Here is a 20,065-nt window from a genome sequence, read left to right as displayed (position 1 = left end):
CCATGATCCATTCGGCCCGATCGGCCCACTTATTCGCCCGCGCCCGCCACCGCGCGGCCAGCCACGCTCTCGCTGAAAGCGGCAACCTTTTTGTCCAGCGCAGCCAGACGGGCGCGTAATTCCTGTTGCTCACGGTGGGCCTCCTCGATGATCGCTGCCTTGAGCGCTTCCATTTCTTCTGCATCGATCCGACGGGCTGTCCCCTCCCGGATCGATCGAATTCTTCTCGGCGTCAGTTCTTTCGAGACCTTCGGACGGACGAAGCGATATGCCGCGAATATCGCTCCCTTGACCGAGCCATAACGGCTCTCCGGAAAGGCCTCTCTCAAAAGGTTTTGTGCGTAAAAAGCGTCAGTCATGACCTTGGCCCTGTTTGCCAATTCCTTGTCTTTGTTTGACAACACCTTGTCGGTCTCCTGTGCGATTGGTGCTCGTGTTGAGGGAGCATTCAGATGCACAGGATCGATAGTGATGGAGAGGGGAACGAAGCCGACGCCAATCGGTCCGCGACCCTCTCCGGCTCAGGCTTCCGCCGCCTGGATGGCAAAGAATTCGCCATGGATCGTCTCAGCTGCGGCTTTCCAGGCTGCGCCGGCCTCTTCCTTTGTCGGGAACGAGCCGAGGTTAATTTCCCGTCCGCCCTTCTTCACGCGGGCGCGCCAAGTCTTGAATTTTGGCTGATAGGTGACGCCCCTGACGCCGGATCGGCCCAACGGCAAAATCCGATTGAAATTGTTCTGAGTGGGGGTCGCCTCACGCAAATTGCCCGGACGATTTTTCAAGGTGTCCCGGTCTTCGTGGTCGATAACGTCTGGAACATCATCGATGTCGATGCTGTGATGCAGCGCGTAGATCACGCGATGAACGAAAACGCATTGCCGGTTCAGCTGGACGACAGCTCTTGCACGCCCTTCATCGGTTTTGACCGTTCCGGCTACCGTGCCCGCCCTGTGGTTGTTGAAGAACGTCATCGCCCGCCGCGAAGCGAAGTGCTCAACCGGCCTAACCTTCCAAATCAGAACGCCCCTATCCGCGTCCAGATGGAAGCACTCGGAGAGGTATGAAAATGTCAAATCTGATCTCAAGGCCTTCATCTTCTACTCCGTCGATGGACGACAAAATTGTTCAGTTCAGCAGGGCACCCGTTCCGCCTAGCCCTGCCGCCGAAGCCTCTCCGCCGGAGGCTTCGGCACCTTTCGAAAGCCTCGGTTCCGCCACTCAAGCCGTCGTCATGCGACTGGCGAATAAGCGGATCCGGATAAGGGTTGCTGGTCCAGGCGCTCGGGAGAATGACCTGGACCAGCTGTGACGGGCGGAGGGGGTAACCCGTCAGTTCTGGTTCGCCGGATAGCGGCTCTTGTAGAGTTCAACTTCCTCTTCCCGGCTGATGCCGCCGGAGTTGCGCGCCAGAGCCATCACGGTGCAGAGGAAGAAGGCGCCGACGATCAGCGCCAGTCCGAGATGACCAAGAAACATGCTCATGCTGCCCTCTCCTTAAGCGCTGCCTTCCGGCGCACGATTTCTTGCTCGGCTTCGACACGAGATCGGCCTGATACAGAGCCAACTTCCGGATCATTGATGATGACCGTCCCGTCGTGCGTCGTGATTGCGCTGAGACGGGAAACTTCGGCATGGATATCGAGGGATGATTTTGTTTCGATCATGCGGGTTCCTCCTCGTCGACAAGATGAAATGCTGCGGCGATATCTTCGGAGCGATGCGGGACGACCTTCGCCAACGCGGCTGCAATCTTGCGTTCCTGCTGTGGCGTCCAGTCGCGGGAAGAGCGCTGCCAGCGGATCACATCGAGCAGAACATCATCACCGCCGTAGCTCGTGACCGGATACTCGATGCCGAGCGATCGAGCCGCGTTGTATCGGTTCCAACCGTCGACGATGACGTCGCCCATGCGGACGATCGGCTCAAGCACGCCGTTCAAAGCGATGTCACCAGCGAGGCACTGATATTCCGTCTTCGAAAGTTCCGGGAAGCAGTGCGCGTAGGACAGCGACTTCATGGGCTTCGGTGGGCACGTCTCAAAGACGATGCCGTTGGTGGCCGGAGCGACTTGAACGAGAGCCCCGGCCGTTGCGGCGCGATTTGCTTTAGCGGCTACATGACGGCCTCCTGTGTTGGCGCCGGCGTTTCCGTCGAGGCTGTGGTCTTCTTCGCGATCCTCAGTCGGATCGATCTCGGAATTGGTGGGGAGGTCGACCGAAGCCGCCTCCCCTTCGTGGCGGCCCTCACGATCCGCAAGCGTCCCGGCTCCGGTCCCGGCAGGAGAGGCTTCGGCTTGCGGACCTACCTCTGGGGATGGCTCATCGTTATGCGAGGGCCTCTCTGGTGCATTCTGTTCTTCCGCATCTTCGCAGGCGATCATGATGTCGACAGCAGCGATCAGCGCCTTGCGGCCGGTCTCGGTCTGCATGCCGGTAACGATGGTCTGGGCGAGGCGTGGGTCGATGTCTTCGAGTATCTCGCCGGTTTCCGGATCGTGAGCCTCGGACGCATGCGTATGCGCGATTGCAACTTGCATGCCAGATGCGCGCTGATAGGCATTGAGGTACGTGTCGAAGATGCTTTCGGCCTCGGCGACCGCGCCTGCACCCTGCTTCAACTCCCTGCGCAGGTGGGCGACGAGCTTGCCCATGATGGTCTTGTCATAGCCGGCAGCCTTGGCCTCGGCATAGATTTCACGGATGTCGTCGCCGATCGTGTCCTGTTCTTCCTTCAAACGGAGGACGCGATCGATATAGGCTTTGAGCTGCTTGTCGGCGGTCATGGCTCAAGCCTCCGCTTTCGTGCCAGCCCAGATCGCGAGACGGATGAGCCGTTCAAGCTCAGCCTTCTCTTCATCGGCCTGCTGCATTTTGGAACCGTCATCGAAGCGACCGCCGACGAGCGAATAGGTCGAGGCGAATACCTGCGCCTGCTCCATGACTTCACGGATGATGATATCGGGAATGGTCTGGGCTTCGGCGGTCATGCTGCGTGCTCCTTGAGCATCCGCTCAATAAGCTTCAGGACCGGACCTGAAGGATTAGCCTTGCCGTTGATCCACTTCGATACTGTGCCTTGGTCAACACCCAGCTCGTCGGCGAACCGCGGCTGGTTTAGGCCCAAGGTCTGCATCGCGTTGGCAATATGGTCTTTGGTGGGGGTCTGTTCGCGCATCATGCATATTAAATGCCTTACGCATTCTTTTAAGTCAATGCCAAATGCATTTTTCTTTTGGATAAAACGTGCCTATGGCAGATGACATTGAGATCGGACAGCGCCTGAAGGCTGCAAGGTTGGCCGCGGGCTTCAAAACCGCAAAGGCAGCTGCGGAATCCCTCGGCGTTCCCTACCCGACCTACTCGCAACACGAGAACGGAACGCGCGGCATTGTCCGCGAAGCCGATCTTTATGCGCGTCGATACAAAATATCGCTCGACTGGCTGATGCGCGCGAAAGGCGACGGGCCGATGGTCGACGACCTTACGATCAATAGTCCTGAAGGACCGACCCATATTCAGATCAAGAGCGGGTCAAAGACAACAAAGCCGAACGCCAGTTTCCCGCCCCGATATCAGGCCTTCCCTGGCGATCAGTCGCTACCGTTGCTCGGGCAGACTGTGGCAGGACCTAATGGCCGGTTCGTGCTCAACGGCACGGAAGTCGGTCGCGTCTTTACGCCGCCGATGCTTGAAGGAGTTGAGGGTGCCTATGCGGTCCGCGTCTATGGGACGAGCATGGAGCCGCGCTATTATGCGGGCGAGACCGTGTGGCTGAATCCGCACGAGCCAGTTCGCCAGGGCGACGATGTTGTAGTGCAGATCATCACCGATGAAGAGAACGGCCGCGAGAGCTACATCAAGCGCTTCATCTCGAAGTCCGCAAAGGCGACCAGGCTCTGGCAGCACAACCCGGATGAAGGCGAGCGAAACGAGCTGGAATTCGAAACAGACAAAGTGTTTTCAGTACATAAGATCGTTTTTCACGCCACCGTCTGAAGCATAATCGGCTCGATCCACCTTGGCCGGATGGTCAGATTTCGCAGTGCCGGCGGCGTCTTTGGGCATTCGCTGCACCGAATTTTCCGGCACAATTGCATGTAATTATGAACACCGAGATCGGCTGCGCTCCGCAGGTTCGATAGCCCCAGCGTGCGCGCATGCCCGCAGTCATCACAGGCGACATATAGGCTCGAAAGCTCAACCACCAATCGCATGGCGTCCGGGTGGTCAACGGGAGCAGTACGCAACATTTCTCTCTCCTGTCTGTTCTATTTTTGTTCTGCTTTAAAAAGCAAATCTTCACGCGGAAGTCGAGTCGGTTTTTTCGCTCTGCGCCCGCTTTCCTCTAACCGTCGGATGAGATTGCGGAATTTCTTTCGGGTGCACTCCCCATGCAAATAAATGCATTTCGCATTTTTTATGCTTGACGAAGAAGAATGCATAACGCATATTACAGCCATCAACGAAACGCCACGGCGCGAGGATGGAATGCAGCCCGTTTGTAAAATCGAAGATTGCGATCGGCCCTCATGGCGCCGGGAATACTGCTCCAGACATTACCACCGCCTACTCAGGAACGGATCGCCAGCCGGCGTCTACGCCATGTGGGGAGAGGCGCAGCGTTTCGCCGTCGAAGTCTCGAAGAGGGATGACACCGACGAGTGCATACTTTGGCCATTTGGGCATGGCGGCTACGGCGCCGTCAAAGTGGACGGTAAAACGTGGGCAGCAAACAGATATGTTTGCTTTCTCGCTCACGGCGAACCGTCTTCCGCGAAGCTCCATGCGGCTCACTCGTGCGGTAATGGTCATCTTGGCTGCGTTAACCCAAGGCACCTTCGCTGGGCCAGCCCTTCCGAAAATCAGTTTGATCGCGAAATGCACGGCACGTCCAACCACGGCGAGCGCAACGGCATTTCGAAGCTGACAAACGCCCAGCGCGAGCAAATCAGATTGGTCAGAGGCAAAGAGCCCCAAAGCGTCACCGCTGCCAAATTTGGCGTCGATCAGAGCACAATCTCAAGAATGCAGTCGAGAGGAGTCTGACAATGTTCGTTTCTCGCAACATCGAGACTGAGCAGAGCAAGCGCGACGCTCGCTGGAACGCAGCCCGCACCATCGCCGACTGCAACGCATACATGGCGATCGAGGCTCAGTCTCACGCCCGCCTCGCAGCTCCTTTCATCGCAAGCAACATGTGGCGCGGCCCATCCTGGCTGCGTGGCGCGACGGCGGCTCGTTCGGAGCGGTACCGCTACGCCCGCGAGATCATGAACATCCGTGATGAGGATCAGCTCTATGCGTAACAAGGCTGAACGTCTCGCCGCGCTGCACCAGCTCAACGCCGCCGAAGAGGCTGGCAATGTTCGCTACGGGATCAGCGTTCACCCGGCGATTGTCGTCGCCATCAAAGATCGCATCGCCGGCCACCAGCACTGGGCATCGCGCTACGCCGCCTATGCCCGCGAGCAGATGGGCGTCACCGACTCCGATCAGATCTACGCGTGAGGGCCGACGAAAATGGGAAAAGTTAATACCCAAATGAACTTCCTGTGCGGCAAGTGCAAGAATTTCTTCGCGACCGATAACGCCGTGCGGATGCACATCAACAGCAAGCACAGCGGCCACCGTGTCAGCATCTACCGCGCCGTTTCCGCCATTGACCTTCGCGAAGAGCAGGAACCGTCATTCGCAGATCGCGCCGTCGCTGCCAGCTTGGCAATCGCCATGGGTGAGCGGACCGACGACGCTTGGCTGTTGGGACAATGATGACCATGACCGACATCCAAGCCCGTTTGGCCGACATCAACCGCCGCGTCGCCCCTGTCTTCGAAGAGCACGTCCGCCTTACCGACGCGGTCAACAAGGCGATCACCCTCATCTTCGCCATGGCCGCCTTCGGCGTCCTCACTTTCATCGCTATCGCGCCGACTGAGCAGAGCCTCAAGGAGCGCGCACTCGTCAACCAGGAGAGCATTCCCCATGGCTGATCAAGCCGTCTCCACCGATCTTATCATTTCCCTGCCGTCGGTCCCGAATGTAGCGACATTCACCGACGAGAAGGAATTCGACAAACTCTATGACGCGATCCTGAGGAAGGTAAACGAGCACGTTCCCGACGTCTCGACCAAGGCTGGACGGGACGCGATCAAGTCCCTCGCCCACAAGATCGCAAAGACCAAGGTCGCGCTCGACAAGCAGGGTTTTGCCCTGACCGAGGAATGGCGCCTGAACAAGAAGAAGGTGGATGCCACCCGAAACAAGATCGAAGAGCGCCTGGTCGCCCTGCAGACGAAGTTCCGGCAGCCGCTGACCGACTGGGAAAAGGCTGAGGAAGCGCGCGTCGAAAAGCACCAGTCCGCGCTCGATGCCCTGCTTTCGTTCATCAGCACGCCGCTTGGCCTCGCCTCCGACGATCTGAAGGAGATACGCGTCAGGGTCGACGAGACGGTCGTCGATGCGTCTTGGGAAGAATTTCAGGACCGCGCCGACCTGGCTAAGCAGGATGCGCTCACCGCCCTCGATCGGCTGATCTCCATCGCTGAAAAGCAGGAAGCTGATGCTGCCGAGCTTGCTGCTCTGCGCACCGCTCAGGCGGAACGCGACCGGCAGGATGCCGAGCGGCGGGCTACCGAAGAGGCCGCACGCGCTGAAGAAGAGCGCATTGAGCGTGAACGTCAGGCCGAAGAGCAGCGGAAAGCCGATCTTGCCAAGGCGGCAGCGGACGCAGCGACACAAGCCGAACGTGATGCTGCCGAGCGGGTAGCATCCGCCGAGCGTGAAGCCGCTGAGGCCAAGGAGCGTGCCGAGCGCGAGATTGCCGAGGCGAATGCGGCCGCCGAGCGCGCCACGGCCGCCGAGCGCCAGCGGATCGCCGATGAGCAATCGGCCCAGCTTGCCGAACAGCAGCGCCGCGAGGCGGATATCGAACACCGTCGGACCGTCAACAACTCTGTTGTCACCTCCCTTGTCGCTTGCGCCGGTATCGACACCGACCAAGCAAAGAAGATCGTCGCGCACATGGTGAGCGGCCTGATCCCCAACGTCACCTTCACCTATTGAGGAGAACGCCAGTGAGCGCTGTAGCAAAGCAGGAAATCGTACAGCACGAGGATGCCAGGCTCGTTCCGGCAAATGATGCGCCAATGGTCGCCATGATCGAGCGCATCGCCATGGATCCGAATATCCCGATCGACCGGCTCGAAAAGATGCTGGCGATGAAAGAGCGCATGGAGGATCGCAGCCGCGAGATGGCGCGCGAGGATCGCATTGAAGCGGCCCGACGCGAATGGCTCTCTGCTTTCTCGGCAGTCCAAGCGGAGATCGGCCCGATCTTCCGGACCAACGACAACAAGCACACCAAGTCGAAATACGCCGATCTTGCGGATATCGAGCGCGTTGTAACGCCGATCCTGACCAAGCATGGCTTCTCGACGACGTCCGCGCCTATCCATTGCGATCTGACCGGCCATATCCGCATGCAACTTACAATCGGGCATTCCGGTGGTCACGAGAAGGTCTACGAAGACGATTTCCCTCTCGACAACACCGGTTCCGGCGGCACGGTCAACAAGACCGCAATTCAGGCCAAGGGCAGCACTCAAACCTACGCCCGCCGCTACCTTAAGGCCAGCGCGCTCGATCTCGCCTTTTTCGATGACAAGGATGGCAACGCGCCTCCGGCCAAGGCTGACGATCCGATCACCGAGGCGCAGGTTTCCGTCATCCGCGACCTTGTCGCCAAGGCCGAGCTTGAGATCGACCAGTTCTGCAACCACTGGAAGGTTGAAGCCATCCCCGACATTCCGTCTTCGAAGTTCACCGAGGTCGTCGGCTCTCTGCGCCGCCGCATCGCCGTCATTGCCGATCGCGTCAAGGAGAAAGCAAATGGATAACATTGTTCAGGGAACGCCCGAGTGGCATGCGATCCGGATTGGCAAGGTCACCGCGTCCAAGGTTGCCGATGTCATCGCCAAGACCAAGACCGGCTATGCCGCGACGCGCGCCAACTATGCCGCGCAGCTCATCACCGAGCGCCTGACCGGCCTGCCGACCGAAGGCTTTATCAACGACGCGATGCGGTGGGGAACCGAGACCGAGCCGGAAGCTCGATCGGCCTACGAGTTCAACCGCGTGGCTTCTGTCGAGCAGATTGCTTTCGTCCCTCACCCGACGATCGGGGATTCCGGCGCGTCACCTGACGGCCTTGTCGGAGAAAACGGCCTCGTCGAGATCAAGTGCCCGAACACCGCCACGCACATTGAAACTCTCCGGGGTGGCTCGGTTCCGGGCAAATACATCACGCAGATGCAGTGGCAGATGGCGTGCACGGGCCGGAAGTGGTGCGATTTCGTGTCCTACGATCCGCGCATGCCGGAATCCATGCGGTTCTTCTGCCAGCGGGTCGATCGGGACGATGTCATGATTGCCGATCTGGAACGCGAAGTGGTGGCGTTCCTCAACGAGGTCCGCGCAGCCGTGATCGACTTGCGCCGCCGTTACGATCCGCCGGTTGCTGATGAGGCAGCCGATATGCTGATGGCGGGCTGGCCATGAGCCAGAAGAAACAACGTTTCATCCTCATCAATGACCAAGTGCGCAATAACGCTCTCGAAGCATTGCGGTCCGCACCGGAAGGAAGCGCGGTCACGGTCGGTCCGGCGACGCGCAGCCTTGATCAGAACGCCAAGTTTCACGCCATCTGCACCGATATTGCCAACTCACGGATGACGTGGGCAGGCAAGCGCCGGGATGCTGAAGCTTGGAAGGTGCTGCTGGTCTCCGGGCACACCGTGGCGACGGCAGGGGAAGTCGAGATCATTCCCGGTCTCGAAAATGAGTTCGTCAACATTCGCGAAAGCACCGCCCGCATGTCGGTCGGCCGCGCCGCCAGCCTCATCACCTATGCAATCGCCTTCTGCGACACGAACGGAATCCATCTCACAGAGACGATCCGTGGCGGTTTCCATGAAGGCGCGAACGATTGGAGAGCAGCATGACCGAGAACAAACGCCTATTGCCCGGCAGCCTGTCCGACGAGGACGCTCTGACCTGCGGCGACCCGATCACCGATTTCATCGCCCGCCTTTCGGTCTCGAAAGTTCATGACGAGCTGACGGATTTTGTCAACGCGGAGATCCACCGCCCCGAGGCGAACGTCAACCACATACTCATCGGCATGGCCGCCTACATGATCCAGATGCATGCCAGCCTCGCCGCCAGCTTTTTCGATGTCGAAATGTCGGACAGCGTAGCAGCGCAGTTCCAGGCGGTGTTCGATCGCACCTACCGCGAGCACTTCGTCGACAGCGCGAAGGAGTTGGCGGCATGAGCGCCATTTCCGAACTCGCGAACGTCGTCTCGAAAATAGCAAATCTGTCGAGCACGGAAACCAATTACCACGGCATCGGCGAAGCCAGATACATGCCGTTCAAAATGTCATGGGCAGCGCAGCGCATCCGGGTCACGGCAGACAACGGTTATGGCAAGCCGGAACCGGAATCTGAGGCAATAGCATTGGAGATGCATAAGCGTCTCACTGCTGAATATCAGGCGAAGGCTGAAGCGGCGATGCGCGACCGCCTCCGAGCGATTTCGTGCGAGCTTGAGGCTTTGCGCGCCATCCTTCCGTCTCTTGCCGCTAAGGCGGCCGTAGAGGCAGGGGTTATCGCTCGCCAGTGCGAGGCAGAGGCCGGAGGTGCAGCATGACGTGCACCTGCATCCAAACCGTCAATGAAAAGCTTGCCGAGCGGAACACTCGGCTGATGATCCCGATCATCCTTCGGTTCAAGGGCGAGGAAAAGTCTCCTGACCGTCTGATGATCGTCACCGAACAGATAGAAACCGGTCGCGGCAAGGCGAAGGCCACCGGCGTGTTTGCCTCCTTCTGCCCGTTCTGCGGCGTGAAGTATGGGGAGGATGCAGCGTGACAACCTTTACCGCCGACATGCTCAAGGAGCTGGCCTACTTCTTCACCAACACCGATCGGTCGATGCTGGAAGCCAAAGGCCTTATCCAGACTGGCAAGTCCGGCGACGACCGCTGGAAGCGGTTCAACCACAACTTCGATATCTTCATCCTGAAGCTGTCGGACGAAGATCGCGCCGTTTTGGCGGCGATGGCGACGGACTATGCGAAGTCGTTCGGATCGGAAGGCGGTGCGGCATGAGCGAAGCTCTTGAACTGTTCGTGCCACGTGACATGGGCCCGGAGCATTGCTCGCGGTGGTCTGGAATCCCGCAGTCTGGTCTAACCGACTTTCACCGGGTCTCGATCGAGATCATCTGCCGCGCTTTTCGGTGTGGCCCGTGGAATGTGCCAACGACATGGAGCCGTATGAAATTGGGCGGCGGCGGTTGGCCCATGTTCAAGGTCAGCGTCCGAGCTTCTGGCTTGGCAACGTTCGATTTTGATCAACTCACCCGCCTCGTCGTCGGTGCTCACGACAACTGCATCCGACTTGAAGTATCGCCTAGCGGTCCCCGCATGCTGATGCTGAGAATGTGGCCGCGCCAAAAGCGATCGGGGCAAATGCACGAGCGCCATCCAACGATCGAGGAAGCGATCTCGGACTTCCGAAGGATGTCAGCATGACCGGTCCCTTCCTTATCTGCGACCTGCGCACCGAATGGAACTGGCGTCCATACGTAACCTTCTGGCGGCCGAATAACGCCAACTATGCTTATCCGCTCGCGTGGGCAGGAGACTATACCGAAGACGATGTCATGAAGGGCGGCAGCTACTACACGACCGTCGAAGGGATCATCCTGATCCGATTTCCCATCTTGCGATCGCTTGTCGAGCCGATGGCTGTCGCGCCGGATCATGGGATGATCGATGGCGATACCGGCCCGGTCATTCGCAACAATCCCGAAAACTGCGCGAAGTTAAGAGAGCTTGCTTTTCAGCCGGCGCTCTTGGCCTTCGCTCACGAAATGGCAGGTGCCTGATGGCTGAGAACTCTGCGATCTCATGGACGCGCCACACTTGGAACCCCGTCATAGGATGCTCAAAGGTCTCGCCGGCGTGCGACGGATGCTATGCCGAGGCGATGATGGACAAGCGCTATCACAAGGTCGAGTGGGGCGCTCCTGGGCAAGGAACCGGCACTCGCGTCAAGACATCTGCCTCAACGTGGGCAATGCCCTTCAAATGGCAGCGCCAAGCCGAAAAGGATGGCGATCGGCCGTTCGTGTTCTGCGCCTCATTGGCTGACGTCTTCGATAACCAGTGGGAACCGCAGTGGCGCGCCGATGCCTTCGAGGTCATGCGGAAGACGCCCCTCCTCGTCTATCTGCTGCTCACCAAGCGTCCGCAGAACATCGTGAAGATGGCCGATGCGGCCGGCGGACTGCCAGAGAACGTCGCGCTCGGCGCAACATGCGAGGATCAGCCGCGCGCCGACAAAAACCTGCCGGCGCTTCAAGTCGCCAAGGTCGAGTTGTCGCCGCTATTTACGTTCGGATCATTCGAGCCGCTGATCAGCGACATCATCGTGCCTCCCGTCTTCATGCCCGACTGGGTGATCACCGGGGGCGAAACTGATCAGGGCGACCATAAGGCGCGACCGACGCATCCGGACTGGTTTCGAAGCCTTCGTGATCAAGCGGCGGCCTGCGGTGCTGTCTATCACCATAAGCAGAATGGCGAGTTTTTGGACTTCGACCATATCGGGATGGCTTGGAACGATCTGCCGAATTCAATTCGGGAGAAGCAACAATTCATCAGCGGCAAAGCCATGATCAAGGTCGGGAAGAAGCGCTCCGGCCGTCTTCTTGATGGCGTGACGCATGACGATTTTCCAGAGGTGGCCGCATGAACGAGATCGATGCCAACTGCCAGTTCGTTTCCGTCAAGATCACCAGGAAGCACGATCCGCGGAAGCCGGTCCCGCTCCGCCTGAAGAAGGACGCCCGCAATCCGAACCTCTGGGCGACCGCCGATGGAAAGCGCGTCTTCAACTCCGAGGAATGGGCCGCGAAGGCCATGGAGATGGATACGCCGGAGTATAAGGAAACCGGCCGCAAGCGGATGGAGGCCTCTCGCCTCGTTCGTGCGGAGGTCGTCGAAAACTACGACGGATGGGTGACGACGACCGGCGACGAGGATGATTACGCCCAGGACGTGGCTGAGCTCCTGGAAAAGCATGCCGATAGGCTTTCGTGGGGCGGCGTGCCGGATGACGAGATCCCGTCGCAGCTTCCGGCGTGGGCCTTCTGCTGCCGCGAAGACGGATTCGATTTCGACCTTGAGGAAGTGCTCGACAACTATCTTGCCGACAACCACCACGAAAGCGCCCGCGACTGGCTGGTCGATGCGAAGGAGCTTTGGGATTTCTGGACGGCGTGGTCCGCCAAGCAATCCCAGCTGAAAAGCTATTTTATCGACACGCAGCGTATCGTGGTCATCGATCGCCCGCGATACGAGGCCGAGCTTGCCGCCGCCCAAGAGTATCTTGCGGGGTTGCCGGCATGAGCACCCGTCAGCAACGCCGCGCCGCCCGCTCTTTCGAGCGCCGAGGCCTGAAAGGTGACTGGGGTCTCTGGCGCATCACCGACCTGCCCGACGGCATTCCCGGCGGCAAGGGCTGGAACAAGGAAGTCCGCAGCGTCCGGGCCAACAACCTCTATGTCGTGCTGGTCCGCCCGTTCGTCGACGAGCAGGGCAACGAGGTCATTCACCTCGCCATCCGCACCGCCTCGCAGCTTGAGCCGCCGTGGCGCGACATGCAGCGCATCAAAAACGAAATATGCGGGGAAGAGGCCACGGCCATCCAGGTCATGCCGCCTGCGTCGGAACTGATCGACGAGGCCGACATGTATCACATGTGGGTGCTGTCCGGTCGCCTCCCCTTCACCTTGGCAAGGAGAGCAGCATGATCGACTTTCATATGCTGGCCGATCGCGTGGCTGCCGGAGAGATTAAGTCTCTCAGCATCAAGCAGCCGTACCCGCACCATATTTTTCATGACGGCAAGGACGTCGAGAACCGCGACTGGCCGACGAAGGGGCGCGGGTGGTTCATCGTGCATGCGGGCGTCTCCAAGTCTGAGATCGACAAGGACGACGATCACCAGATGGCAATGCCGCGCGGTGGCGTCGTCGGCATGGCCCGCATCGTCGATTGCGTGCGCGAGATGGACAGCCAGTGGTTCTTCGGCAAATTCGGCTTCGTCCTGCGCGATGCCTTCCCGCTTCCGCTTATCCCGTGCCGGGGGCAGCTGAGCTTCTTCAAGCTCGAACCTGACATCAACCGGAAGGTCGCCGGTGCCATCCGCGAATATGCGAGGGAGGCAGCATGAGAACCGCGCAGGAATATCTTCGCAAGCATCCTGCTGCCCGGCCCAGCACCATCGCCTTCATCGATCGCCGGAACGCTGTCGTCGAGCAGCTCAAGAGAGAGCTTGAAGCAGCCGAGGCGGCGACGAAGCCGACGCGCAAGTCGATGATCGGCCGGTTTATGCCTTGGTTCGGGAGGCGAGCATGAAGCACCCGAATCCGGTCAATCTCCAGGCGAGCGCCGAAGTGCGCAAGGCAGGATGGCAGGCGGAAACCCGCGATGCGGACGGCCACCTCTGCCGAACCCACGTGCCGTTCGAGACCGATGAGGAAATCGTATGGCTTGTACGGGAAGCGCTTGAGCACGGCGAAACCGTCACCATTTGGCCGATCGCGCGCAAGGGAGGTGCCGAATGATCCACCTCCACATCATCCCGACCTATCGCGGCGGCGATCCGGCGCCAACCGGCTATCTCGAGTGGCACGAATGGGCTCGCGTCCAGCTTCGCGCCGGACTTCGCCAGGCGAAGTGCCCGAAGTGCGGCCGCTATAAATTCCCGCAGGAACTCAGCGGGGAGCACATTCGCGGCGGCCTGATCTGCAACGATTGCTTCATGAGCGGAGGCGCTGAATGAGCCGCCGCGAGTTCACGAAGGCGGTTTACGCCCAGATCGTCAAGCGCGCCCTTCATCCGAAGCACGGCATCTGCTGCGAAGGATGCGGGCTGGTGCTTGGCGCCAAGCCCTATCACGTCGACCACACCATCCCCGACGCCCTGCAGGTCGACAAGTCCCGCAAGCTGATGGCCGACGACGGGAAGCTCCTCGGCGTCGAGTGCTGCCATAAGCCGAAGACGGTAGAGGATGTAGGCGTCATCGCTAAGGCGAAACGGGTCGAAGGTCGATACCTCGGCCTGAAGGCTCCCAAGCAGAAGATCAAATCCGCCGGCTTCCCCAAACCCGCTCGCTCCGAGAAGACCGCAACCAAGATCATGCCCGGATACCGAGCGCTGTTCGCGCCGTCCGCCCAGCAGAAGGAGGGGTAAATGACAGCGTCAGCCCTCGTCCGCCGGTCGGATCTGAAGCGCATGGCCGAGATCGCCAAGGCGGAGGGCGTGCGCGTCGAGATCGAGATCGACGGGAAAATAATCCGGGTTTCCCCCGATATTCCCGATAATCACAAGCAGCAGAGGGTTGACATGAAACCCGAAGACTTCACGTCATTGGCCGATTGGCAGGCGTGGAGAGACCAGGAACGTGCTCGTGAAATTCAAAGGCGTCCATAAGGTCAAGCGCCGCTTGGCAAACGGGGAGATCCGCGAGCACTACTACGCGTGGCGTGGCGGCCCGAAGATGGAATCGGCGCCGAATACCGAAGCCTTTGCGGCCGAGCTGCTGAAGCATAAAGCCGAAAGTGCCCCCGCCGAGGTCAAGACGCTAGACAACCTGATAGACGCATTCGAGAACAGCCCAGCCTTTTTGGCGCTGGCGGAGAAGACCCAAGAGAGCCACCGGCACGCCTTCAAGGCAATCCGTAAGGAATGGCCCCGGTTGGCGCTGAAGCTCACCCAGCAGCGCGGCATGAAGGCGATGATCCGCAAGTGGCACCACACCTTTGCAGATCACCCCCGCACGGCCGACCAAATGCTGTTTTCCTTGTCTCGCGTCTATACCTATGGGATCGACGAGGAGATCATAGAGAAGAACCCCTGCACCGGGATCGAGCGGCTCTATACAGGATCCCGCAAGGAAAATGTCTGGACACCAGAGCTGATCGCCCTCTTCCGAGCGAAGGCCAAACCTCACCTGCTCCACGCATTCGAGATGGCGATCCACACCGGACAGCGCCAAGCCGACATGCTGCTCGCCACCTGGAAGCAATATGACGGCACGCACCTGATGTTCGAGCAGGGAAAATCAAAGCCGGGCAAGCCGAAGAAGCGAGTTCGGGTGAAGGTTCACAGCACTCTAAAAGCTATTCTCGACGCCCTTCCGACAGACACATTGCGAATTCTCAACAACTCGCGCGGCCGGCCGTGGTCGAAGAGTGGATTCAAGACTTCGTGGGGGAAGGAGTGCGATCGGCTGGGCATCGAGGGCGTGACGTATCACGACTTACGGGGAACCTTCATCACCGATCGCCGGCGGGAAGGATCGACGACGGAACAGATCGCGTCGATAACCGGGCACTCGATTGCAGAGGTCGGGCGCGTGCTGGAGAAGCACTATCTGGCGACCGATCAGCAGACCAGCGATGCCGTCATTCTGAGGATGGAAAGAACATCGCGGAAACAGAAAAAGTAAACGGTGCCGAAAATGCTGTAAACGGGCTCTAATCGCGGCCTGAAAATGCTTAGTAACCATTTGAAAACGTTGGCGACCCCTGCAGGAATCGAACCTGCGACAACCTGCTTAGAAGGCAGGTGCTCTATCCAGCTGAGCTAAGGGGCCGTCTGTTGGCCGCGTCTCACGAGCGCGACCGGATGCGGCATATCTGGACGAGAAATCTCAGTGCGTCCAGGGCTGCGTGCGGGTATAGCGGAAATTGTCGGGATAGGCGACAACCTGGCGGACCGGATCCTTCGGTGCGATGACGCGGTATTCGATGCCGTTGCGCTGGGCATAGGCTTCGGCGAGTTCCTGCGTTTCGAAGGTGAGCTTCACCTGCTGGCGCATATCGCCCGACGAGGTATAGCCCATGATCGGATCGATCTTGCGCGCCGACTCCTGATCGTATTCAAGCACCCAAAGATGGGTCTTGGCCTTGCCGGACTGCATGGCGGTCTTGGCTGGACGATAGATCTTGGCAGACATGACTGCAGCGTCTCCGACTATGCGGGCAGCGCCCGCCTTTCATGATCTCAATCCCGTTGCCGGCCCGTACCGGACCTTTTGCATCATCGCTGAGGATAACGCAAAGAGATGAATTTTGCTTAGCCGCGAATCCCCGCTTTTTCAAGAAAAAAGGCGGTGAAGGACGCCGCTGCCGACTCCGTTTGCATGTCGAGGGGATGCCGGCCCCGCCTCCCCTTCAAATCCGGGGATTGCCGGCCGGATTTCGCAATATTACCGCTTGTCTCACCTTGTGATCACAACCTGATTGCCGCTGCCTTCCCTCGGCACTAGTTTACGGCTCAATCGATTTCAGTGGATTTGCACGCATGATGAGACGTTCGGCGGAGTTCAATGCCATTGTGATAGGTGCTGGCATCACAGCTTTCTTCTACCTTGCCATCAGCTACGCCCAATATATCGGCCTGCTCGCCCGCGGCTAAGGCCGATCCGTCCCGACGTCCATTGCGCCTCGCCGGCAAATTGACGGCACATCCGAGATTATTCTAACTGCATCCACAGGCTGGCGAGAAAATCTCCAGCCTGTGCTGGATTTATGGGTTGCGACGGGGAGGTGAACCGTGTATCTCCCCTGCCATTCACGGCACGGAGTGTAGCGCAGCCTGGTAGCGCATCTGGTTTGGGACCAGAGGGTCGGGAGTTCGAATCTCTCCACTCCGACCATTCAAATATCCCGATATTGTTGAATTCCTTGACAGCCGCATCGCGGCTCGCATGCGCCGTCACTTCGCCTTCTTGGTCGTCGTAGCGCTGACGATCCTGTCGCCAGGTTTGATTCCCAGTTTGGCGACGATGCCGGCATTGAGTTCAACGACGTATTTCACCGCAACCATCGAATCGATGATGTCGCGCGAATAGGGCACTGCCTTTTCCTTGATGTGGCGAATCGTGCCGGTGTCGTCGGCAAAAAGCATGTCGAGCGGCAGGATGGTGTTTTCCATCCACATGGTGACGCGCCGCGGCTCGTCGAAATCGAAGATCATGCCGGCATCGTCGGCCATCACCTTGCGAAACATCAGGCCGTGGGCGCGCTGATCCGGGGTCGAGGCGATTTCGACGGTGAAATGCAGCACCTTGCCCGCAGCGGTCTGGATCAGCAGCGGCTCCTTGTCGAACCGCATCTCCTCGTCAGCCAAGGCCGGCAGCGCGACCATGAAAAAAAGCGCCAATAAGGCGCTTCTGATGGCATCAAATAGGATTAGGCCGCGCATGTTCAGTGCGACCGGCTTGCCGGGCTCGGAACGTCGGGATGGATCTCTGCGGCCATCAAGCCCTTTTCGCCGTCGCCGAAGCGGACAAGAACCACCTGGCCGGGGCGGAGCTCCGTCAGGCCGAAGCGGCGCAGCGTCTCCATGTGCACGAAGATATCTTCGGTGCCCTCGCCGCGCGTCAGGAAGCCGAAGCCCTTGGTGCGGTTGAACCACTTGACGAGTGCACGCTCGAGGCCGCTCGTCGCGGTGACCTGCACATGGGTGCGCACCGGCGGCAGCTGCGAGGGATGAACCGCGGTTGACTGGTCCATCGAGAGGATCTTGAAGGCCTGATAGCCGCGCTCGCGGCGCTGGATAAGGGCGACGATGCGCGTTCCCTCGAGGATCGTCTGGTAACCGTCGCGGCGCAGGCAGGTCACGTGCAGGAGAACATCCTGCAAGCCGTTATCGGGCACGATGAAGCCGAAACCCTTGGCGACATCGAACCACTTGACGACGCCGGTGATTTCAACAAGATCGACCGCCTCTCCTGATAGCTCGTCGAGGTCGGAGTATTCGTTCGATGAAATCCTGTCAGCCATTGTCGCCAGCCCCTCGAATACGCGTCACACTGTTACGGTTAACTGATTCTTGAAATCAAGATTAACATCTTGGTAACGGATAAGCGCAAGTCCTAGTTTTCGGTTATTCCCAGGTGCACATTTTATAAAGTTGACTTGCCCGAAGCTGACCTCGGTTCGCCGAAAAAAGCCAGCCCCAATAAAGGAGTAAATAGAATGCGTTATCTACATACAATGGTTCGTGTCAAAGACCTGGACGCCTCGCTTGCCTTTTACACCACGCTGTTCGGACTGGAGGAAATTCGCCGCCACGAAAACGAGAAGGGCCGCTTCACCCTGGTTTTCCTGGCTGCTCGCGACGATCTCGACCGTGCGCGCAGCGAAAAAGCCCCCTGCCTCGAGCTTACCTACAATTGGGACACGGAAGATTATAGCGGAGGTCGCAATTTCGGCCACCTCGCCTATGAGGTCGACGATATTTACGCCACCTGCCAAAATCTGATGGACAACGGCATCACCATCAACCGGCCGCCGCGCGACGGGAACATGGCCTTCGTGCGCTCGCCCGACGGCATCTCGATCGAAATCCTGCAGAAGGGCAGCCCGCTTCCGGCCACTGAGCCCTGGGTCTCGATGGGCAATACCGGCGCCTGGTAAGGGTTTTTGCCGCAAGGCTTTTGCGAGGCTTGCGGCTTTTTCGATTTCGGGTCCGACCGGCGCCTCGGCGCTTGCCGCGATCCGACGCCGCAGGCAATCTCCTGACGACTCGAAGCGGAAGAGAAGCGTTTTCGCCGATTTTCCGCATCAACTGGAGACTGTCGCTTGCGTAAGATGCAGATGCGGATGCCCGTGACGGGCGCTTTGCTGATCGCCACCTCGGTGCTGGGGCTGTCTGGCTGTGCGTCGGACAAGAAGGCGCTCGATTCGGCGGCGGTGGTTCCGGCTGTGCCGGTCGCAGCACCGCAGCTGGCCACGGCAGCGCCTGCAAGCCCTGCCCCACGTTCGGTCTATACCGATCCCCGGCTCGTTAACGTCTCCGGCGTCCAGGGCGCGCCTCAGGTCGTGGCACAAGATCCGAATGCCGCCGTCCCGCCCGCCGGCTCGGCAACGGCGGCGCCTGCCAATATCGGCGGGCTCGTCCTGCAGTCGACTAGGATCAACGCGCAGGCGATGAGCATCTTTTCCGATCACCAGCCGGCGCCGCAGAACAACAGCACGTCCACCGTCATTCAGCCGCAGGCCTATGTGCCGGTAGAAGGTGCAGCACCTGCCCGAAGCAGTGTCTACAGCCAGCAGCCCGTGCCCCAGCAGCCGGCGGAGCCGGTGCTGCCGCAGCAATCCTCACAGAATAGCAGCACGCAGCTAGCGCCCGTGCAGACGGCGTCGTTGGCGACGGCCAGCATTCCGGCATCGACGATGAACGCGCTCTACAGCGCGCCGAAGCAGAACCTGCTCGGTAGCCTCTCAGGCCTGCTGCACAAGGCGGCCCTGCCCGGCATGACGCGTATCGCGCCGAACGGGCTGCATCTCCAGAATGAAAAGGTCGAGGTCGGCTGCTTCAAGCCCGACCTGCTGAAAGTGATCAAGATGGTCGAAAGTCATTTCGGCCGGCCGGTCATCATTACCTCCGGCTACCGTGACGAAGAGCATAACCGCCTCGTCGGCGGCGCTGACGAATCGATGCACAAGAGCTGCGAGGCCGCCGACATCCAGATCGACGGCGTGACGAAATGGGACATCGCCGCCTATATCCGCTCGTTGCCGGACCGCGGCGGCGTCGGCACCTACTGCCACACGGATTCGGTTCACCTCGATACCGGCAAAACCCGTGACTGGAACTGGGGCTGCGGCGGCAAACGTGCGCCGATCACGACGGCAAGAGCGATATGACGGTCGCGCGATTTTCGCATCACGTTACGGCAGCGCCGCCTTGTCGCGTTAAAGAAACAACCGGCAGCCTATTGATTCGACTTCAATAATCGGCTTTGCGAACGCACTCGGATTTCCTGTGATTTTTTTGAAAGAAAACCGCAATTCCGCTTGCGGGATTCAAAACGCCTGACTATAAGGGCGCCACCACGAAGGAAGCGCCCTTCGTCTATCGGTTAGGACACCAGATTTTCATTCTGGGAAGAGGGGTTCGACTCCCCTAGGGCGTACCACTTT

General features: G+C 59.5%; 38 protein-coding genes and 3 tRNA genes. 30 read left to right on the top strand and 11 right to left on the bottom strand.

The genetic code is table 11. The features are described 5' to 3' along the window. Positions 1-29 precede the first annotated feature (29 nt). From AC245Y_RS09040 to AC245Y_RS09010, 7 genes are all read right to left on the bottom strand, one after another. On the bottom strand, positions 30-404 hold the full coding sequence (locus tag AC245Y_RS09040) for a hypothetical protein (protein ID WP_080635451.1): 375 nt from the start codon (positions 402-404) through the stop codon (positions 30-32). Between the two features lie 117 nt (positions 405-521). Continuing rightward, positions 522-1,094, bottom strand: coding sequence for an HNH endonuclease (locus tag AC245Y_RS09035; protein WP_080635450.1), 573 nt, complete (start codon positions 1,092-1,094; stop codon positions 522-524). A 235-nt stretch (positions 1,095-1,329) separates the two neighbouring features. Then, a complete protein-coding gene (locus AC245Y_RS09030; RefSeq protein WP_017993908.1) occupies positions 1,330-1,482 on the bottom strand; it encodes a hypothetical protein in 153 nt (50 codons plus the stop codon). Continuing rightward, a complete protein-coding gene (locus AC245Y_RS09025; RefSeq protein ID WP_017993907.1) occupies positions 1,479-1,664 on the bottom strand; it encodes a hypothetical protein in 186 nt (61 codons plus the stop codon). The genes AC245Y_RS09030 and AC245Y_RS09025 overlap by 4 nt, the downstream gene beginning before the upstream one ends. After that, complete coding sequence (locus AC245Y_RS09020) at positions 1,661-2,782, bottom strand: GapR family DNA-binding domain-containing protein (protein WP_017993906.1); 1,122 nt, start codon at positions 2,780-2,782, stop codon at positions 1,661-1,663. The genes AC245Y_RS09025 and AC245Y_RS09020 overlap by 4 nt, the downstream gene beginning before the upstream one ends. 3 nt (positions 2,783-2,785) lie before the next feature. Next, positions 2,786-2,986 (bottom strand): hypothetical protein, encoded by a 201-nt coding sequence (locus AC245Y_RS09015; protein WP_017993905.1) that lies wholly within the window; start codon positions 2,984-2,986, stop codon positions 2,786-2,788. Then, positions 2,983-3,177, bottom strand: a complete 195-nt coding sequence (locus AC245Y_RS09010) for a helix-turn-helix domain-containing protein (RefSeq protein ID WP_017993904.1) — start codon at positions 3,175-3,177, stop codon at positions 2,983-2,985. Before AC245Y_RS09010 ends, AC245Y_RS09015 begins: the two co-directional genes overlap by 4 nt. Before the next feature lie 71 nt (positions 3,178-3,248). Here AC245Y_RS09010 and AC245Y_RS09005 point away from each other — a divergent pair, with 71 nt between their 5' ends. From AC245Y_RS09005 to AC245Y_RS08880, 26 genes are all read left to right on the top strand, one after another. Then, positions 3,249-3,995 (top strand): LexA family transcriptional regulator, encoded by a 747-nt coding sequence (locus AC245Y_RS09005; RefSeq protein ID WP_017993903.1) that lies wholly within the window; start codon positions 3,249-3,251, stop codon positions 3,993-3,995. 423 nt (positions 3,996-4,418) lie between these two features. Further along, complete coding sequence (locus AC245Y_RS09000) at positions 4,419-5,045, top strand: hypothetical protein (protein WP_487762865.1); 627 nt, start codon at positions 4,419-4,421, stop codon at positions 5,043-5,045. Positions 5,046-5,047: 2 nt separating this feature from the next. Further along, entirely contained in the window at positions 5,048-5,305 is a 258-nt protein-coding gene (locus AC245Y_RS08995) for a hypothetical protein (RefSeq protein ID WP_017993901.1), read from the top strand. Then, positions 5,298-5,507 carry a hypothetical protein gene (locus tag AC245Y_RS08990; protein WP_017993900.1) on the top strand — a complete coding sequence of 70 codons (210 nt, stop codon included), beginning with the start codon at positions 5,298-5,300 and terminating at the stop codon, positions 5,505-5,507. Before AC245Y_RS08995 ends, AC245Y_RS08990 begins: the two co-directional genes overlap by 8 nt. Before the next feature lie 33 nt (positions 5,508-5,540). Continuing rightward, entirely contained in the window at positions 5,541-5,768 is a 228-nt protein-coding gene (locus AC245Y_RS08985) for a hypothetical protein (protein WP_017993899.1), read from the top strand. A 5-nt stretch (positions 5,769-5,773) separates the two neighbouring features. Continuing rightward, entirely contained in the window at positions 5,774-5,989 is a 216-nt protein-coding gene (locus AC245Y_RS08980; protein ID WP_157628330.1) for a hypothetical protein, read from the top strand. Then, on the top strand, positions 5,982-7,061 hold the full coding sequence (locus AC245Y_RS08975; protein WP_017993897.1) for a hypothetical protein: 1,080 nt from the start codon (positions 5,982-5,984) through the stop codon (positions 7,059-7,061). Before AC245Y_RS08980 ends, AC245Y_RS08975 begins: the two co-directional genes overlap by 8 nt. 11 nt (positions 7,062-7,072) lie before the next feature. Further along, on the top strand, positions 7,073-7,894 hold the full coding sequence (locus tag AC245Y_RS08970) for an ERF family protein (RefSeq protein ID WP_017993896.1): 822 nt from the start codon (positions 7,073-7,075) through the stop codon (positions 7,892-7,894). Further along, entirely contained in the window at positions 7,887-8,555 is a 669-nt protein-coding gene (locus AC245Y_RS08965; RefSeq protein WP_017993895.1) for a lambda exonuclease family protein, read from the top strand. The genes AC245Y_RS08970 and AC245Y_RS08965 overlap by 8 nt, the downstream gene beginning before the upstream one ends. Further along, on the top strand, positions 8,552-8,998 hold the full coding sequence (locus AC245Y_RS08960; protein ID WP_017993894.1) for a recombination protein NinB: 447 nt from the start codon (positions 8,552-8,554) through the stop codon (positions 8,996-8,998). The genes AC245Y_RS08965 and AC245Y_RS08960 overlap by 4 nt, the downstream gene beginning before the upstream one ends. Continuing rightward, positions 8,995-9,330: a hypothetical protein gene (locus AC245Y_RS08955; protein ID WP_017993893.1), complete on the top strand. Its 336-nt coding sequence runs from the start codon at positions 8,995-8,997 to the stop codon at positions 9,328-9,330. The genes AC245Y_RS08960 and AC245Y_RS08955 overlap by 4 nt, the downstream gene beginning before the upstream one ends. Beyond that, a complete protein-coding gene (locus AC245Y_RS08950; protein WP_017993892.1) occupies positions 9,327-9,707 on the top strand; it encodes a hypothetical protein in 381 nt (126 codons plus the stop codon). Before AC245Y_RS08955 ends, AC245Y_RS08950 begins: the two co-directional genes overlap by 4 nt. After that, positions 9,704-9,928 carry a hypothetical protein gene (locus AC245Y_RS08945; protein ID WP_017993891.1) on the top strand — a complete coding sequence of 75 codons (225 nt, stop codon included), beginning with the start codon at positions 9,704-9,706 and terminating at the stop codon, positions 9,926-9,928. The genes AC245Y_RS08950 and AC245Y_RS08945 overlap by 4 nt, the downstream gene beginning before the upstream one ends. After that, positions 9,925-10,167 (top strand): hypothetical protein, encoded by a 243-nt coding sequence (locus tag AC245Y_RS08940; RefSeq protein ID WP_017993890.1) that lies wholly within the window; start codon positions 9,925-9,927, stop codon positions 10,165-10,167. The genes AC245Y_RS08945 and AC245Y_RS08940 overlap by 4 nt, the downstream gene beginning before the upstream one ends. Further along, complete coding sequence (locus tag AC245Y_RS08935; protein ID WP_017993889.1) at positions 10,164-10,592, top strand: hypothetical protein; 429 nt, start codon at positions 10,164-10,166, stop codon at positions 10,590-10,592. Before AC245Y_RS08940 ends, AC245Y_RS08935 begins: the two co-directional genes overlap by 4 nt. Then, a complete protein-coding gene (locus AC245Y_RS08930) occupies positions 10,589-10,948 on the top strand; it encodes a hypothetical protein (RefSeq protein WP_017993888.1) in 360 nt (119 codons plus the stop codon). The genes AC245Y_RS08935 and AC245Y_RS08930 overlap by 4 nt, the downstream gene beginning before the upstream one ends. Then, positions 10,948-11,817, top strand: coding sequence for a DUF5131 family protein (locus AC245Y_RS08925; RefSeq protein ID WP_026157333.1), 870 nt, complete (start codon positions 10,948-10,950; stop codon positions 11,815-11,817). The genes AC245Y_RS08930 and AC245Y_RS08925 overlap by 1 nt, the downstream gene beginning before the upstream one ends. Then, positions 11,814-12,473: a hypothetical protein gene (locus AC245Y_RS08920; protein ID WP_017993886.1), complete on the top strand. Its 660-nt coding sequence runs from the start codon at positions 11,814-11,816 to the stop codon at positions 12,471-12,473. Before AC245Y_RS08925 ends, AC245Y_RS08920 begins: the two co-directional genes overlap by 4 nt. Beyond that, complete coding sequence (locus AC245Y_RS08915; RefSeq protein ID WP_017993885.1) at positions 12,470-12,877, top strand: DUF7694 domain-containing protein; 408 nt, start codon at positions 12,470-12,472, stop codon at positions 12,875-12,877. Before AC245Y_RS08920 ends, AC245Y_RS08915 begins: the two co-directional genes overlap by 4 nt. After that, positions 12,874-13,299 carry an ASCH domain-containing protein gene (locus AC245Y_RS08910; protein WP_017993884.1) on the top strand — a complete coding sequence of 142 codons (426 nt, stop codon included), beginning with the start codon at positions 12,874-12,876 and terminating at the stop codon, positions 13,297-13,299. Before AC245Y_RS08915 ends, AC245Y_RS08910 begins: the two co-directional genes overlap by 4 nt. Continuing rightward, a complete protein-coding gene (locus tag AC245Y_RS08905; RefSeq protein WP_017993883.1) occupies positions 13,296-13,484 on the top strand; it encodes a hypothetical protein in 189 nt (62 codons plus the stop codon). The genes AC245Y_RS08910 and AC245Y_RS08905 overlap by 4 nt, the downstream gene beginning before the upstream one ends. Then, on the top strand, positions 13,481-13,693 hold the full coding sequence (locus tag AC245Y_RS08900; protein WP_017993882.1) for a hypothetical protein: 213 nt from the start codon (positions 13,481-13,483) through the stop codon (positions 13,691-13,693). Before AC245Y_RS08905 ends, AC245Y_RS08900 begins: the two co-directional genes overlap by 4 nt. After that, the gene (locus tag AC245Y_RS08895) at positions 13,690-13,911 is read left to right on the top strand and encodes a hypothetical protein (RefSeq protein WP_017993881.1); all 222 of its coding nucleotides are present in this window, start codon (positions 13,690-13,692) and stop codon (positions 13,909-13,911) included. The genes AC245Y_RS08900 and AC245Y_RS08895 overlap by 4 nt, the downstream gene beginning before the upstream one ends. Next, positions 13,908-14,321 carry a hypothetical protein gene (locus tag AC245Y_RS08890; RefSeq protein ID WP_017993880.1) on the top strand — a complete coding sequence of 138 codons (414 nt, stop codon included), beginning with the start codon at positions 13,908-13,910 and terminating at the stop codon, positions 14,319-14,321. Before AC245Y_RS08895 ends, AC245Y_RS08890 begins: the two co-directional genes overlap by 4 nt. Continuing rightward, complete coding sequence (locus AC245Y_RS08885) at positions 14,322-14,561, top strand: hypothetical protein (RefSeq protein ID WP_017993879.1); 240 nt, start codon at positions 14,322-14,324, stop codon at positions 14,559-14,561. A gap of 13 nt (positions 14,562-14,574) precedes the next feature. Continuing rightward, positions 14,575-15,579: a tyrosine-type recombinase/integrase gene (locus AC245Y_RS08880; RefSeq protein ID WP_245274013.1), complete on the top strand. Its 1,005-nt coding sequence runs from the start codon at positions 14,575-14,577 to the stop codon at positions 15,577-15,579. A gap of 70 nt (positions 15,580-15,649) precedes the next feature. Here AC245Y_RS08880 and AC245Y_RS08875 read toward each other — a convergent pair. Both AC245Y_RS08875 and AC245Y_RS08870 read right to left on the bottom strand, forming a co-directional pair. Continuing rightward, positions 15,650-15,726: transfer RNA gene (locus AC245Y_RS08875), tRNA-Arg, on the bottom strand. A 57-nt stretch (positions 15,727-15,783) separates the two neighbouring features. Continuing rightward, positions 15,784-16,089 carry an ETC complex I subunit gene (locus tag AC245Y_RS08870; protein ID WP_003539138.1) on the bottom strand — a complete coding sequence of 102 codons (306 nt, stop codon included), beginning with the start codon at positions 16,087-16,089 and terminating at the stop codon, positions 15,784-15,786. A 625-nt stretch (positions 16,090-16,714) separates the two neighbouring features. On the opposite strand from AC245Y_RS08870, the gene AC245Y_RS08865 reads away from it, so the two are divergent. Further along, a tRNA-Pro gene (locus AC245Y_RS08865) sits at positions 16,715-16,791 on the top strand. A gap of 59 nt (positions 16,792-16,850) precedes the next feature. Here AC245Y_RS08865 and AC245Y_RS08860 read toward each other — a convergent pair. Then, complete coding sequence (locus tag AC245Y_RS08860; RefSeq protein ID WP_017993877.1) at positions 16,851-17,339, bottom strand: DUF192 domain-containing protein; 489 nt, start codon at positions 17,337-17,339, stop codon at positions 16,851-16,853. Positions 17,340-17,341: 2 nt separating this feature from the next. Then, complete coding sequence (locus AC245Y_RS08855) at positions 17,342-17,920, bottom strand: cold-shock protein (protein WP_003539135.1); 579 nt, start codon at positions 17,918-17,920, stop codon at positions 17,342-17,344. A gap of 195 nt (positions 17,921-18,115) precedes the next feature. Between AC245Y_RS08855 and gloA the strand changes: the two genes are divergently transcribed. From gloA to AC245Y_RS08840, 3 genes are all read left to right on the top strand, one after another. Next, entirely contained in the window at positions 18,116-18,556 is a 441-nt protein-coding gene (gene gloA, locus AC245Y_RS08850; RefSeq protein WP_017993876.1) for a lactoylglutathione lyase, read from the top strand. 174 nt (positions 18,557-18,730) lie between these two features. Beyond that, positions 18,731-19,789 carry a YcbK family protein gene (locus tag AC245Y_RS08845; RefSeq protein WP_409566798.1) on the top strand — a complete coding sequence of 353 codons (1,059 nt, stop codon included), beginning with the start codon at positions 18,731-18,733 and terminating at the stop codon, positions 19,787-19,789. Between the two features lie 197 nt (positions 19,790-19,986). Then, a tRNA-Glu gene (locus tag AC245Y_RS08840) sits at positions 19,987-20,061 on the top strand. The last annotated feature ends 4 nt before the right edge of the window (positions 20,062-20,065 follow it).

The sequence above is a fragment of the Rhizobium sp. SRDI943 genome, assembly GCF_057653695.1.
The sequence above is the reverse complement of the archived record's forward strand: the minus strand, read 5'-3'. Positions and strand labels throughout refer to the sequence as shown.

Excerpts from the sequence above, each read along its gene's own strand:
- AC245Y_RS09035 (WP_080635450.1), bottom strand. The coding sequence starts at position 1,094 with ATGAAGGCCTTGAGATCAGATTTGACATTTTCATACCTCTCCGAGTGC.
- AC245Y_RS09030 (WP_017993908.1), bottom strand. The coding sequence starts at position 1,482 with ATGAGCATGTTTCTTGGTCATCTCGGACTGGCGCTGATCGTCGGCGCC.
- AC245Y_RS09025 (WP_017993907.1), bottom strand. The coding sequence starts at position 1,664 with ATGATCGAAACAAAATCATCCCTCGATATCCATGCCGAAGTTTCCCGT.
- AC245Y_RS09020 (WP_017993906.1), bottom strand. The coding sequence starts at position 2,782 with ATGACCGCCGACAAGCAGCTCAAAGCCTATATCGATCGCGTCCTCCGT.
- AC245Y_RS09015 (WP_017993905.1), bottom strand. The coding sequence starts at position 2,986 with ATGACCGCCGAAGCCCAGACCATTCCCGATATCATCATCCGTGAAGTC.
- AC245Y_RS09010 (WP_017993904.1), bottom strand. The coding sequence starts at position 3,177 with ATGATGCGCGAACAGACCCCCACCAAAGACCATATTGCCAACGCGATG.
- AC245Y_RS09005 (WP_017993903.1), top strand. The coding sequence starts at position 3,249 with ATGGCAGATGACATTGAGATCGGACAGCGCCTGAAGGCTGCAAGGTTG.
- AC245Y_RS09000 (WP_487762865.1), top strand. The coding sequence starts at position 4,419 with ATGCTTGACGAAGAAGAATGCATAACGCATATTACAGCCATCAACGAA.
- AC245Y_RS08995 (WP_017993901.1), top strand. The coding sequence starts at position 5,048 with ATGTTCGTTTCTCGCAACATCGAGACTGAGCAGAGCAAGCGCGACGCT.
- AC245Y_RS08990 (WP_017993900.1), top strand. The coding sequence starts at position 5,298 with ATGCGTAACAAGGCTGAACGTCTCGCCGCGCTGCACCAGCTCAACGCC.
- AC245Y_RS08985 (WP_017993899.1), top strand. The coding sequence starts at position 5,541 with ATGAACTTCCTGTGCGGCAAGTGCAAGAATTTCTTCGCGACCGATAAC.
- AC245Y_RS08980 (WP_157628330.1), top strand. The coding sequence starts at position 5,774 with ATGACCGACATCCAAGCCCGTTTGGCCGACATCAACCGCCGCGTCGCC.
- AC245Y_RS08975 (WP_017993897.1), top strand. The coding sequence starts at position 5,982 with ATGGCTGATCAAGCCGTCTCCACCGATCTTATCATTTCCCTGCCGTCG.
- AC245Y_RS08965 (WP_017993895.1), top strand. The coding sequence starts at position 7,887 with ATGGATAACATTGTTCAGGGAACGCCCGAGTGGCATGCGATCCGGATT.
- AC245Y_RS08960 (WP_017993894.1), top strand. The coding sequence starts at position 8,552 with ATGAGCCAGAAGAAACAACGTTTCATCCTCATCAATGACCAAGTGCGC.
- AC245Y_RS08955 (WP_017993893.1), top strand. The coding sequence starts at position 8,995 with ATGACCGAGAACAAACGCCTATTGCCCGGCAGCCTGTCCGACGAGGAC.
- AC245Y_RS08950 (WP_017993892.1), top strand. The coding sequence starts at position 9,327 with ATGAGCGCCATTTCCGAACTCGCGAACGTCGTCTCGAAAATAGCAAAT.
- AC245Y_RS08945 (WP_017993891.1), top strand. The coding sequence starts at position 9,704 with ATGACGTGCACCTGCATCCAAACCGTCAATGAAAAGCTTGCCGAGCGG.
- AC245Y_RS08935 (WP_017993889.1), top strand. The coding sequence starts at position 10,164 with ATGAGCGAAGCTCTTGAACTGTTCGTGCCACGTGACATGGGCCCGGAG.
- AC245Y_RS08930 (WP_017993888.1), top strand. The coding sequence starts at position 10,589 with ATGACCGGTCCCTTCCTTATCTGCGACCTGCGCACCGAATGGAACTGG.
- AC245Y_RS08925 (WP_026157333.1), top strand. The coding sequence starts at position 10,948 with ATGGCTGAGAACTCTGCGATCTCATGGACGCGCCACACTTGGAACCCC.
- AC245Y_RS08920 (WP_017993886.1), top strand. The coding sequence starts at position 11,814 with ATGAACGAGATCGATGCCAACTGCCAGTTCGTTTCCGTCAAGATCACC.
- AC245Y_RS08915 (WP_017993885.1), top strand. The coding sequence starts at position 12,470 with ATGAGCACCCGTCAGCAACGCCGCGCCGCCCGCTCTTTCGAGCGCCGA.
- AC245Y_RS08910 (WP_017993884.1), top strand. The coding sequence starts at position 12,874 with ATGATCGACTTTCATATGCTGGCCGATCGCGTGGCTGCCGGAGAGATT.
- AC245Y_RS08905 (WP_017993883.1), top strand. The coding sequence starts at position 13,296 with ATGAGAACCGCGCAGGAATATCTTCGCAAGCATCCTGCTGCCCGGCCC.
- AC245Y_RS08900 (WP_017993882.1), top strand. The coding sequence starts at position 13,481 with ATGAAGCACCCGAATCCGGTCAATCTCCAGGCGAGCGCCGAAGTGCGC.
- AC245Y_RS08895 (WP_017993881.1), top strand. The coding sequence starts at position 13,690 with ATGATCCACCTCCACATCATCCCGACCTATCGCGGCGGCGATCCGGCG.
- AC245Y_RS08890 (WP_017993880.1), top strand. The coding sequence starts at position 13,908 with ATGAGCCGCCGCGAGTTCACGAAGGCGGTTTACGCCCAGATCGTCAAG.
- AC245Y_RS08885 (WP_017993879.1), top strand. The coding sequence starts at position 14,322 with ATGACAGCGTCAGCCCTCGTCCGCCGGTCGGATCTGAAGCGCATGGCC.
- AC245Y_RS08870 (WP_003539138.1), bottom strand. The coding sequence starts at position 16,089 with ATGTCTGCCAAGATCTATCGTCCAGCCAAGACCGCCATGCAGTCCGGC.
- AC245Y_RS08860 (WP_017993877.1), bottom strand. The coding sequence starts at position 17,339 with ATGCGCGGCCTAATCCTATTTGATGCCATCAGAAGCGCCTTATTGGCG.
- AC245Y_RS08855 (WP_003539135.1), bottom strand. The coding sequence starts at position 17,920 with ATGGCTGACAGGATTTCATCGAACGAATACTCCGACCTCGACGAGCTA.
- gloA (WP_017993876.1), top strand. The coding sequence starts at position 18,116 with ATGCGTTATCTACATACAATGGTTCGTGTCAAAGACCTGGACGCCTCG.
- AC245Y_RS08845 (WP_409566798.1), top strand. The coding sequence starts at position 18,731 with ATGCAGATGCGGATGCCCGTGACGGGCGCTTTGCTGATCGCCACCTCG.